At 40.6% G+C, this 12358-nt stretch carries 8 protein-coding genes and 2 pseudogenes; 8 read left to right on the top strand and 2 right to left on the bottom strand.

The features are described 5' to 3' along the window. The first annotated feature begins 39 nt into the window (after positions 1–39). Positions 40–576, top strand: coding sequence for an RNA methyltransferase (locus H0W62_11850; GenBank protein ID MBA3649221.1), 537 nt, complete (start codon positions 40–42; stop codon positions 574–576). Positions 577–913: 337 nt separating this feature from the next. Here the strand turns inward: H0W62_11850 and H0W62_11845 are convergent. Continuing rightward, positions 914–2149, bottom strand: a pseudogene (locus H0W62_11845) (IS110 family transposase). 467 nt (positions 2150–2616) lie between these two features. Here H0W62_11845 and H0W62_11840 point away from each other — a divergent pair. The 3 genes from H0W62_11840 to H0W62_11830 all read left to right on the top strand — a co-directional run bounded on the left by H0W62_11840 (position 2617) and on the right by H0W62_11830 (position 6891). Further along, on the top strand, positions 2617–3414 hold the full coding sequence (locus tag H0W62_11840; GenBank protein ID MBA3649220.1) for an outer membrane lipoprotein-sorting protein: 798 nt from the start codon (positions 2617–2619) through the stop codon (positions 3412–3414). A 60-nt stretch (positions 3415–3474) separates the two neighbouring features. Next, positions 3475–6555: a glycosyl hydrolase gene (locus H0W62_11835; GenBank protein ID MBA3649219.1), complete on the top strand. Its 3081-nt coding sequence runs from the start codon at positions 3475–3477 to the stop codon at positions 6553–6555. Between the two features lie 138 nt (positions 6556–6693). Continuing rightward, positions 6694–6891, top strand: coding sequence for a hypothetical protein (locus H0W62_11830; protein ID MBA3649218.1), 198 nt, complete (start codon positions 6694–6696; stop codon positions 6889–6891). Between the two features lie 507 nt (positions 6892–7398). On the opposite strand, the gene H0W62_11825 is transcribed toward H0W62_11830, so the two are convergent. After that, on the bottom strand, positions 7399–7698 hold the full coding sequence (locus H0W62_11825; protein ID MBA3649217.1) for a response regulator transcription factor: 300 nt from the start codon (positions 7696–7698) through the stop codon (positions 7399–7401). A gap of 304 nt (positions 7699–8002) precedes the next feature. Here H0W62_11825 and H0W62_11820 point away from each other — a divergent pair, with 304 nt between their 5' ends. The 4 genes and pseudogenes from H0W62_11820 (at position 8003) to H0W62_11805 (ending at position 12315) form a co-directional block, all read left to right on the top strand. Then, the gene (locus H0W62_11820) at positions 8003–9148 is read left to right on the top strand and encodes a type III polyketide synthase (protein ID MBA3649216.1); all 1146 of its coding nucleotides are present in this window, start codon (positions 8003–8005) and stop codon (positions 9146–9148) included. Between the two features lie 35 nt (positions 9149–9183). After that, positions 9184–9843: a methyltransferase domain-containing protein gene (locus H0W62_11815; GenBank protein ID MBA3649215.1), complete on the top strand. Its 660-nt coding sequence runs from the start codon at positions 9184–9186 to the stop codon at positions 9841–9843. A gap of 2 nt (positions 9844–9845) precedes the next feature. Beyond that, on the top strand, positions 9846–10973 hold the full coding sequence (locus tag H0W62_11810; protein MBA3649214.1) for an NAD(P)/FAD-dependent oxidoreductase: 1128 nt from the start codon (positions 9846–9848) through the stop codon (positions 10971–10973). A 39-nt stretch (positions 10974–11012) separates the two neighbouring features. Next, a pseudogene (locus tag H0W62_11805) lies at positions 11013–12315 on the top strand (deoxyribodipyrimidine photo-lyase). The last annotated feature ends 43 nt before the right edge of the window (positions 12316–12358 follow it).

The following is a 12358-nucleotide window of genomic DNA, read 5'->3' as shown; positions in this document are numbered from 1 at the left end:
CATGGACAAAAATAGTAATTTACCGTGCTGCCTTTTACTATGAGAAAATTAGAAATGGAAGAGCTGAACCGAATGAGCGTGGATGAGTATAAAAACTTATTGCAACTGCCGGTTGTAGTTGTGATGGATAATGTGCGGAGCGGGCATAATGTAGGTTCTGTGTTTCGCACAGGTGACGCATTTCGTGTTGCAACCCTGTACCTGTGCGGCATTACTGCTACCCCTCCTAACCGCGAAGTGATGAAGACGGCGTTGGGGAGCAGCGACTCAGTGCCCTGGAGATATTTTCATGAAACACACGATGCTCTGGAAGAGTTAAAGCAGCAGGGTTATGAAGTTTGTTTCATTGAGCAAACAACTCAAAGCATTTCTCTCAATGTATTTTTTCCATCCAAAGAAAAAAAATATGCACTCGTGTTCGGGAATGAGGTGGAGGGAATTCAGAGTAATTTATTTCCATTGGGGGATCGGGCTATTGAAATACCGCAGTTCGGGACTAAGCATAGCTTTAATATAGCGGTGGCTGCAGGAATTGTTTTGTGGGATTTTTGGATGAAATTAAAATTAGCGATTTAATACTGTACTGCGTTAGTGGAGCATTCTTCCATACGATTTGTATACTTAAATCGAGCCAGCGCGAGCTCTTTCCCTTTAGGGAACTGAAGGGTAAGCGAAGCATATTCTCTCAACAAGCGTTTCGATACAGTAATGATTTAACATTTTTTTCCTGTTACTTTCTTCTGAAAATAATTACACTGAGAGGTTGAATTAAAAATAATCTGTAATCGCTAAGGTTAAAAAATTTCTTCTGCGTGCTCGAGGCAACAATTGTTTGTTCTTAGCGGTTAGGGTCAGTTTCTTTATCGAGGTAAGATAAAACTTCCTTCAGTAAGTGTCGATCTCCTTTATCTTTTTATGATATTGCTTTAATATCTAATTCTACACCGAGGTTTTTAAGTTTATCCAAATAGCTTTGTATCTGATTTTTTTTCTTCGTTGATCCAGGTAATCATATCCAAGTTCTTTATAGCTCTCATGATTTTTTAAAATGTAGTATGCTGCACAAAGTATCTTATGACCTACAGCTAATAATGCTCTTTTTTTTCCTCGTCGGCCTATAAGGGTTTCATATTTCCTGCGCAGGTAACATTGTTTTACATGTGAGGCTGCCCAGGCCGACTCAACCAGCAACGGTTTGAGATGCTGGTTTCCTTTTAGGATGGCACTACTTTTTTTTACCTGCGCTTTCATTATTACCCGGACACATTCCGGCCCATGAGGCTAAATGCTGTTCTGTTGAAAACTTATTCATGTCAGCTCCGATTTCTGCCAGCAATCCTATAGAGGTTAATTTATTTATTCCAGGTATGGTTTGCAACAGTTCTATTTCCAAAGTATAGTGTTTGGTTTGATCATTTATGTATGCATCAAGCTCTTTTATTAGCTGTTTAATATGATCCATATTCATACGGATGGTGCGGAGCATAAACTTATGATGAGAGGTAAATTTACCCACAAGGGCTTCTTTCAGCTCGCTTTGTTTAGCTTTAATCCGACCATGACACAGTTCGATCAATTCATCAAAATTATAATTGTCCTGCAGTAGTGCATCAATAAGCTTTGTTCCTGTAACTCCGAAAATGTCACTAATAACCGTGCTCATTTTAAAATTAGAATCTTGTAATACTTTCTCGAAGCGATTAGGCTCGGCTGTGGATTGGCTAATGAGTTTTCTTCGGTAACGAAATAAATCTCTTAACTCCCGTATATCACGAGGAGGAATAAAGCTGGCTTTTGAGTAAGCCACTCAATAAAAGTTTTGCAATCCAGCCGCTATCCTTCTTGTCAGTTTTATGCCCGGGTACATTCTTAATGTGACGTGCATTGATCAATAAAATCTCAAAATCACTTTCAAGAATATTGAATGCTGGTTTCCAGTAAATACCTGTACTTTCCATTGCTACATGGGTGACCTGTAATGATTTGAGCCATTCCCGTAATTGATAAAGTGAATTGGTATAGGTACTAAAAGTCCTTGTTTGAGTCTTTATATTAATGCCCGAAACGGAGCTACTATAGTGTCTTTGTGAACATCCATTCCACAGCCTCGTTCAATTACTTGCTCAAAAGTGATGACCTGTTCTTTCATGATGGAGATGTTTGGTTACCCTAATGTAACCTCCATTTTCATCATTGTTTGTGTGAATTTCTCACATGATTGTTTCTTTAAAAGAAAAGATGATGCAAAAGAAGCACGATTCCAGAATCCCTCCGGGCTGGAATCGCAAGCTCTCCCACGGCGATGAAGTATGTAATAACTTTTGCACGCATTTCTAAGTGTGACAGCAATGTTTTTTACTCCAATTAAGCCAGCGCGGGTTCTTTCTTTTCAGGCAACCGCAGGTTTAAGGGATAAGGGTTGCCAGTGCACTCTACTTCTTGACAAATCATTTCAGAATTAAAAATCATTCATTCATCTTTGCACACCGGTCATCAGTCGAAAATACTATATGACTTAATCAGTATTGCAGGAATATTGCTGTAACTTTTTCAGTTTATATAACGACCTATACCAGGTAAACAAACTCTGAATCATTTCAACCTAAAACATTAATCATGTCGAAGACAACCATTAAGAAAAAACATCTTGCGAATTTTTTGTTAAAAGCTGGAAAGAAAATAGTTTCCCTGAGTTCCATTTTTATCATGCTGTTTATTGTTCAGGCAAAAGCACAGACAGCCGATGACATTATAAATAAATACTTAACCGCTATTGGCGGGAAAGAGAATGTACAGAAAATTCAAAGCATCAAACAAACCGGCAAGCTCGACCAGGGAGGAACTGAGATTCCAGGTATAATGTATCAGAAACGTCCTGATATGATGCGTACTGAATTTACCTTCCAGGGCAAGACAGGGTTGCAGGTATTTAACGGGACTGATGGCTGGGACTATAATCCATTCCAGGGAAGGGATGTAGTGGAAAAGATGAATGCCGATGAATTGAAGGATGTAAAATTCCAGGCAGACATTGATGGGCCTTTGGTAGATTATGCGAAGAAGGGCTATAAGGTGGATTATATTGGGGATGAAGATTTCAACGGCACCCAGAGCTATAAGCTGAAGCTTACTTCGAAAGAAGGGGACGAGTATAGCTATTTTATTGATAAAGAATCCAATCTATTACTTGGATTGAAGCAAAAGGTGAAGACCAAAGATGGCAGTGAAACAGAGAGTGAAACCAATTTAAGCGACTATAAAGAGGTGAATGGTGTGCTGATGCCTTTCACAATTGAAAATAAAGCCAACTACCAGGGCCAGTCATTTTCAAGCTTTATAAAGATTGACAGTATTAAAGCCAATAGTGCACTGGAGGATAGCTTTTTTCAGGAGCCAAAAATTGTTTCTAAATAATCAATTATTGAAGTAGCTGCGTCAGACGTATGCGCTCAGTCTTAATCAAAAACACTAAGGATGAAAAAAATCGTTCTTGCTGCCTTTTTATTGGTGGCAGTAAAAATCACTTTTGGACAATCTATTGATCCAAAAATTTTCGGCGACATCAAGGCGCGCCAGATCGGCCCTGCTGTTATGAGCGGTCGCATGACGTGCATTGATGTTGTAAACAGTAAGACCAACACCATTTACATTGGCTCCGCAGGTGGCGGTGTCTGGAAATCACTCAACTACGGAGTTACTTTCAAACCGCTGTTTGATAAATACACGCAATCGATCGGCGCCATTGCCATAGATCAGAAACATCCGGATACTGTCTGGGCGGGAAGCGGCGAATCGTGGACGCGCAACAGCGTTAGTGTAGGTACGGGAATATATGTTACCTACGATGGTGGAACTAACTGGAAGAAGATGGGACTGGATAGTACGGAAAGAATCAGCAAGATCCGCATAGATCCACGCAATCCCAATGTGATATATGTAGCCGTACCGGGTCATCTTTGGAATGACGATGCGAACAGGGGCGTCTATAAGACTAACGATGGCGGAAAATCATGGAGTAAAATATTATATACCGATGTGAAGACAGGTTGCGCGGATCTGGATATCGATCCTTCCAACCCCGATATCGTCTATGCTGCGATGTGGCAATTCCGCCGTACACCATACAGCTTTGCATCCGGCGGGCCGGGAAGCGGATTATATAAAAGCACCGATGGTGGAAAGAATTGGAAAAAATTATCGAACGGTATTCCAAATGAAACACTGGGGCGCTGCGCCATAGCGGTTTCACCTGCTAATCCTAAAGTGGTATATGCAACAATAGAGTATAGCAAGAGCGCTATGTTTAGAAGCAGCGACCATGGCGAAAGCTGGAAGCGGTTAGGAACCACGCAAGCCATTATTGAGCGCCCTTTTTATTTTGCACGTCTCGTTCCTGACCCGGTTGACACCAATGTTATTTACCGGATGGGATTGAACATGGTGGTAAGCAAAGATGGCGGAAACTCTTTTTCAACCGTTGGCGGTGGCGCACATGGTGACTTCCACGACCTTTGGATCGATGCAAAAAATAATCAGAACCTGGTCTTCGTGACTGATGGCGGATGCTGGCTTTCTTTCGACCGCGGGCGCTCGGCCCGTTTTTGCCATTCAGTTCCTGTGGGCCAGTTTTACCACGTGATGTACGACATGGAGACACCTTATAATGTATATGGCGGCTTGCAGGATAACTTTTCATGGTATGGTCCTTCGCAGACTAATACAGGAGGAATATCCGAGAAATATTGGTCGCCGGTGGGTGGTGGCGATGGCTTCTGGACCATGCCTGACCGGTCGGATAGCAAGATCGTTTATGCCGAATCGCAGGGTGGCGAAATATCGCGTTTTGATAGATCCAACAAAACCTTCAAGCAGATAAAACCCTACGCTTCGGCAAATGAGCAGAAGTACCGCTTTAACTGGAATGCTGCCATTTCCACGAGTCCTAATAACATACACAAGCTTTATTTGGGCGGCCAGTACCTGTTTGTATCTTATGATAAAGGTGAAACCTGGAAAAAACTTTCACCGGATCTTTCCACAAACAATCCTAAAGAGCAGCAGCAGGAAAGCAGTGGCGGCATTACTGCAGATAATTCATCCGCAGAAAACCACAATTCCATTTACACAATTGCAGAATCGCCGATTGACAGCAATGTTATTTGGGTGGGAACAGATGATGGCAACATCCAGGTTACGACAAATGCCGGAAAAACCTGGACAAATGTCGTAAGCAAGGCCATTGCGCAGGGTGTACCGAAAGAAGGATGGGTATCCACTATTGAAGCGAGTCATTATAATAAGGGAACGGCATATGCAGCAATTGATAACCACAGCTTCGGCGATATGAAGCCCTATGTCTATAAGACTACAGATTACGGGCAGTCATGGACTAAAATATCTAACGATTCTGTAAAAGGCTATGCCTTTACGGTGAGAGAAGATGTGGTGAATCCGAACTTATTATTTATCGGGACTGAATTCGGATTATTTGTTTCCATAGATGGTGGTCAGCAATGGAGCCAGCTAACGAATAATATTCCAAACGTGGCAATCCGTGATATGATCATTCATCCCCGCGATAAAGACTTAATCCTTGCAACACATGGCAGGGCATTGATGATCATCGATGGATACCAGATTGATTTGCTGAGGCAATTAAATCCCGATGTAATGCAGGCAAAGATTAAAGTTTTGAAAACGCCGCCTTATACCATTCCGGTTCAGGGATTTGATATCGGTTATCTTGGTGATGAAGGGTATGCTGGCGCCAATCCCGATCAGTCGCCGATCATTGCATATTATTTAAGTGCACGGCACCTCGTAGGAGATTTTAAAATCCAGGTGCTCGATGATAAGGGTGCAGTGATCTCAGACAATTCCGCCGGAAAACGTAAAGGCATTAACGTCGTGAAGCTGAACCTGAACAGGAAATTGCCTAAAGTTCCTCCGGCGCCGCTCGGAGCATTCGGTGCCGCACAGGGCCCTGATCTTGGCGAGGGAACTTACCCGGTGCGAATCATAAAAAATAAGGATACGGTGATGACCTCTATCACTGTAATACGGGATGCGAAATCTCCTTACACAGCAGAGGATCGTGCTTCAAGAAAAAAAACCATGATGCAGCTCTATGACATGCTGAACAGCTTTGCATATACGGTAGATGGTATTACCTCGATGAGCGCCAGAGCAAAAAGTATTGCTGATAGCCTCCCTGCAAAAGACAAGCTGAAAGCTACCTTGCAGAGTTTTTCCCATGCGCTCGATACCTTGCATGAGTCAGTGGTATATATGAAGCCGGGACTGATAATAGATCAAAATGCAAGGCTGCGTGACCAGCTGGCAAATGCTTATGGCAGCGTGATCTTTTTTGATGGCAGGCCTAATAATTCTGTCCTCGACCAGGTGGGAACGCTTCAGCAAAAGATGGACAACACAGAAAAGACTTATCAAAAGATCCTGAGCGATTATCTTTCAAAAATTAATGCCCGATTAAAAGCAGATAAGATGAAAGAAATTGCAAGAGAGACAAAGGCAGACTTCGATAAGGCGGATTGATTCGTAATAATTTTGATACAGACCGGGTTGCTTAAAAAGTGACCCGGTTTTATATTTGGGGGAATCCGGTTAGGGCGATTTCATTAATGCTGAATGGATAATTAAATTCTTTGTATAATTTTGTTTATCTCTTAATTTATGGAAACAATAATTATTCAGGCTAATACTAAAAAAGAATTAAAATCTCTTGAAGCCTTTTTAAAGGAACATAAAATGAAAAGCAGAACTCTTTCTACTCACGATAAGGAAAATCTGGTTCTTGGAAGGCTTATGCAGGAAACAGATTATAGTGATACCATACCTACCGGGGAATTTTTAAAGAAACTTCGGAGCTAGCCGCTTGCTTTTTCTTCTCTTTATATTTTGAATTTTTTTATGGCTTTATCTTAAGGTAGCCATTGCATGATTACTTGTGTATATCAAAAATATAATTGTAGTCGTTTAATGAATAAATGACATAGTACTTTTGAGTATTCAAATAAAGGCACTATGCACGTAATTACAACAAAGCAATTTTTAAAAGACATGTTTAAGGAATTGAATACGGGTCAAAGGCAAAAGCTCGCTATAATAATTGAAGCTTCAATTGTCGCCTTCAATAAAAAAAATCGCAGGATTAAAAAAATTAAAAGGACATAAAAATGCTTATCGTATCCGTATGGGCGATTTTAGAATTGGATTCATGATAGATAGTGATCAAATATTACTAAGTCGGGCTATGAACAGAAAAGAAATCTATAAATATTTTCCATAAGTCTGATGATAGATTTAGCTTTTTTTTGCGATAACTCATAACGGGTGCCTTGGTTTTTTATTAACGGTATAGTAATTTTTGCGATCCACTTAAACGATCTTATTCTTTATCACTTTGATTACCGCCTGGGACTTTAAATGTACCTGGAGTTTTTTACAAATATTTTTAATGTGGCCGCTAAAAGTTTCCACACTTATATAACATGTGTTTGCAATCCCGTAATTCATCCCTTCGGTTAGGTATCTATGAATTTCCTTTTCACGATTATTCAGATCATTGCCTTCCTCTATTTCGAAGAGCCCGTTGCTTAAAAACATCTGCAAGACCCTGGTCACGATGAGCGTCATGGGTGTGCCGCCTTCGTACACTTCTTTAATGGCATTCAGCAAAAAGAGCAGGAGGTGTATTTTTCAGGATATAACATTCTGGACCATTACAAATAGAAGCAAATATTTTACTGTCTTCTTCAAAGATGGTTTCCATCAGTATGTGACTTTCAGGTATTGTCTCACTGCAATCGGTCTCAATTTTAAAATCAACGATCTTCGAAGCTTTCAAACATAAGCACCTTTTATTTGTTTTACTGATATTCAAAGAGTAAACGTTTAATCCTTTTCAGATTGAGGTATATTTATCGCCACTATTAAACTTAACTCTGTAAAGAAGCGTATTTACAATACATTTATCACCCTAATGAAAAAACCGAATCGCTATCGTACAGGAAGTGCGATTGCAGCTATTGGGACAGCAGTGCCTAAACATCGCTATCAGCAGAGAACAATAGCTGATTTTATGGTTCGGTATTTCCAGTATGAAAAAGATATTGCGCGTAAAGTTTCCTACATCTACGATAAAAGCGGAATTGATTACCGCCATTCTGTTCTTCCCGACTTCCATCAAAACGGCCATTTGCCCGTTCTTTTTTCCTCCAAAGAAAACAATCCATTGCTAAGCAACCGTCTTGGAATTTATAACCAGGGTGCACTGGAATTGTCTGCTGCTGCTGTTGCAGATTGTATGAAAAATATAAAAAATAAAAACAGGAAGAAGCTGTCTGAAATTACGCACCTGATTACGGTAAGCTGTACCGGTATGTCGGCGCCCGGCCTCGATATACAGCTCATGCAACACCTGTCATTACCGAAAGATATCAATCGCACCAGCGTTAATTTCATGGGATGCTATGCCGGGTTTCACGCAATGAAAATGGCAGATGCTATTTGTAAATCGAATGACGATGCAATAGTATTAATTGTTCTGGCAGAGTTGTGTTCTCTGCATTTTCAACCGGGTACAGATATGGAAAACCTGGTGGTAAACTCATTGTTTGCCGATGGTGCCGCCGCAGCACTAATTACGTCGGGAAAGAAATTGAAAAATACAGATCAGCCTGCGCTTGGATTTTCAGGATTCCATGCAGAAGTAATTCATGAAGGTTCGGAATTCATGACGTGGCAACCGGATGAAAAAGGATTCCTGATGGGGCTCGATGCTTTAGTCCCGAAGCTGATTGAAGATAATGCCGCTCAATTGGTAAAACAGGCATTGAATAAACTATCCTTGAAAAAATCAGCCGTTAAGCACTGGGCCTTTCACCCCGGGGGCAGGAAGATTCTTGAGGCAATACAGCGATCCGTTAATATTGAGAAAGAAGAATTCATTCATTCCTATAATGTGCTTCGCAACTTTGGAAATATGTCATCACCAACCATCTTATTTGTGTTAAAAATGATCTGGCAGGCACAAAAGAAATGGAGAGACAATGATTACATTTTTGCCGCAGGTTTCGGCCCGGGGCTCACAATTGAAACGGCAATGCTGCAGCCGGTAATTGCATGAGTATTTTTACTCATCGTAATAAGGAATCTGAGCTTATGGATAGCAGGGATATTCCAGCCGATGATTTATTCCGAAACTATCGTGAACTGCACATAGTGAATAATCGGCTCGGGGGCTACCGTATAACTTTGGATGGATTAGCTCAATTATCGGATCAGCAAAACAAGTTATCTGTTCTTGATATCGGTTGCGGAGGCGGTGATATGCTGAAAGAGATTGCGATTTTTGGCAGAAGAAAAAAAATGGATTTTAGGCTGAAGGGCATTGATCTCAGCTCCGCTGCAATTGCATACGCGCGAAAGAATTGCATCGGCTTTCCTGAAATTGAATTTTTACAGGCAGATGCTTTTGACCATTTAAAAAATGAAAACAGCTGTGACGTTTGCACGAGCACATTGTTTTTCCATCATTTTCCGAATGAAAAAATTATAGAGTTGCTGCAATTGTTGAAGAAATGCTGCAGAAAAGGATTTATCATCAATGACCTGGAACGCAATCCATTGGCATATTACAGTATTAAATTACTGACTCAATTATTTTCTCAATCGTACCTGGTTCGCCATGATGCTCCCCTCTCTGTTTTAAGGAGTTTTAAAAAAAAAGACTGGCATGAATTGGCTCTGAAGGCAGACGTTCAACCTGAATCTGTTAAATGGATGTGGGCTTTCCGTTATTTACTGGTTTTTAAAAATTAGTAATGGATGAAAATACATTCGACGTAATAGTTATTGGAGGAGGGCTGGCGGGACTATCATCTGCTATTCAGTTAGCTGTTGTAGGCAGAAAAGTCCTGCTTCTTGAAAAAAATAAGTATCCCTTCCATCGGGTCTGCGGAGAATACATCTCAATGGAATCGTGGGATTACCTGCAGCGGATCGGCGTGCCGTTATCTTCCATGAAATTGCCCCAGATAAGGACTTTATGCATTTCTTCTGTACATGGCAAAACGGTTGAACAGGACTTAGGTGCTGGCGGTTTTGGAATCAGCAGGTACACTCTTGATAATACCATGGCAGCTATTGCAAAAAGATGCGGTGTACATATAATGGAAGAATGTAAAGCAGAAGCAATAGAAATGAATGGAGAGGAATTTAATGTGCGCGTTAATAAAAAATTTTTCTCAGCACGGCTGGTGATTGGCGCATTTGGAAAGCGATCTAATCTTGATAAAGAGCTGAACAGGAAAGTTAACCCGGAAAAAGTGAATTGGGTAGGAGTGAAGTACCATGTAAAAGCAGACGTTCCGGATAACCGGATTGAGCTTCACAATTTTAATGGTGGCTATTGTGGTATTTCAAAAGTAGATAACGGAAACCATTGCCTTTGCTACCTCACCAGGTCGGAAAACCTTAAACAATGTGACGGAGATATAAGAAGGATGGAAGAAAATATTTTATCAATAAACCCATTTTTAAAAATTTACTTTTCAAACCGTGAGCATTTTTTATTCAAAGAGCCGGTCACTATTTCTCAAATTAATTTAGGAAAAAAGCGGGCAGTAGAGAACCATGTATTGATGATGGGTGATGCTGCTGGAATGATTGCGCCGCTTTGCGGAAACGGAATGAGCATGGCTTTGCATAGTGCAGAAATGAGCTTTATTATTATCGAAAATTTTCTTGCCGGGAATATTTCCAGAGCTGAGATGGAGCAGGAATACCTTTCGCGCTGGAAACTGCTATTTGCCGGCAGATTAAAAACAGGGAGATTACTGCAGCCGGTGCTGGTTAAACCTGCTCTTACAAATCCTGCTATTGGCCTGTTAAATAAATTCCCATCGCTGTTAAGCTTGATTATAAAATTCACGCACGGTAAACCGTTTTAATCGCCGGTTGTTATTAAACAGACATATTTAGTTAAATCCATGAATGATATTTCTGTTTTCTGGTTCCGGCGTGATTTAAGACTGGATGACAATACCGGCTTATTTCATGCATTAAAATCCGGACTTCCTGTTTTAACGATGTTTATTTTTGATTCTGACATACTTGATAGATTAGAAGATAAGAATGACAGGCGCGTTGATTTCATCCATATTGCAATTTCCAAACTTCACGAACAGTTACACGATCTTAAAAGCTCTTTGTTAATTAAATATGGAAAACCCATTGATATATGGAAAGAGGTAATATCTGAGTTTTCAGTTAAGAAAGTGTTCACGAATCATGACTATGAGCCATATGCAAAACAAAGGGATTCTGAAGTACAAAATTTTCTCATTTCAAAGAATATTACATTCCATACATTTAAAGACCAGGTGATTTTTGAAAAGAGCGAAGTGATGAAAAACAACAGCACACCATATGTTGTTTTCACTCCTTACAGCCGTGAATGGAAGAAGCGTTTAGAGCCATCTCATTATTCTTCTTTTCCTACAAAAAAATACTATACGAATTTTTTAAAGATAACGCAATTTCCTATTCCATCCCTGGAGAGGATTGGCTTTGATAAAACAGATTTAAAAGCTCCCTCCAGTACTTTCAATAAGGACCAGATCGTACAGTATTTTACGAAACGTGATTTTCCCGCTGAGAATGGAACCACACGCATGAGCGTGCACCTTCGGTTCGGAACGATAAGCATAAGAGATCTGGTGAGTATTGCAATGCAGCTAAGTGAACAGTATGTAAATGAGCTGATCTGGCGTGAATTTTACCAGATGATTCTTTACCATTTTCCTCATGTGGTGGATCAGGAATTCAAAAAAGAATATCAGGGAATAAAATGGATAAATGATGAGGACCATTTCCGGGTGTGTAGGAAATACCGGTTATCCCATGGTAGATGCAGGAATGCGGGAATTAAACAGTACCGGGTTTATGCATAACCGGGTGCGCATGGTAGTAGCAAGTTTTCTCACAAAAGACCTGCTGATAGACTGGAGATGGGGAGAATCTTATTTCGCAAAAAAACTTCTGGATTATGAGCTGGCATCTAATAATGGAGGCTGGCAGTGGGCAGCAGGAACCGGTGCAGATGCAGCACCGTTTTTCAGGATCTTCAATCCAACACAGCAGGTAAAAAAGTTTGATGCCGGTTTTAAATACATCAGAAAATGGGTACCGGAATTCGATCAGTTAAGTTATCCGCTGCCGATGATCGATCACGCCTTTGCGAGAGAGCGGGCATTAAAAGTATATAGGGAAGCCTTGCAAGCACGACGATAAACTAATTATCATTGCGGGAAATAAGGGATTTATAGACAGCATT

It is taken from the genome of Chitinophagales bacterium, from assembly GCA_013816805.1.
Taxonomy (GTDB): Bacteria; Bacteroidota; Bacteroidia; order Chitinophagales; family UBA10324; genus MGR-bin340.
Note: the sequence above shows the minus strand (reverse complement) of the source record. Positions and strands in the feature narration are given on the sequence as shown.

Coding starts and splice junctions, on each gene's coding strand:
- H0W62_11820 (MBA3649216.1), top strand. CDS start 8,003: ATGAAAAAACCGAATCGCTATCGTACAGGAAGTGCGATTGCAGCTATT.
- H0W62_11850 (MBA3649221.1), top strand. CDS start 40: ATGAGAAAATTAGAAATGGAAGAGCTGAACCGAATGAGCGTGGATGAG.
- H0W62_11840 (MBA3649220.1), top strand. CDS start 2,617: ATGTCGAAGACAACCATTAAGAAAAAACATCTTGCGAATTTTTTGTTA.
- H0W62_11810 (MBA3649214.1), top strand. CDS start 9,846: ATGGATGAAAATACATTCGACGTAATAGTTATTGGAGGAGGGCTGGCG.
- H0W62_11815 (MBA3649215.1), top strand. CDS start 9,184: ATGGATAGCAGGGATATTCCAGCCGATGATTTATTCCGAAACTATCGT.
- H0W62_11835 (MBA3649219.1), top strand. CDS start 3,475: ATGAAAAAAATCGTTCTTGCTGCCTTTTTATTGGTGGCAGTAAAAATC.
- H0W62_11830 (MBA3649218.1), top strand. CDS start 6,694: ATGGAAACAATAATTATTCAGGCTAATACTAAAAAAGAATTAAAATCT.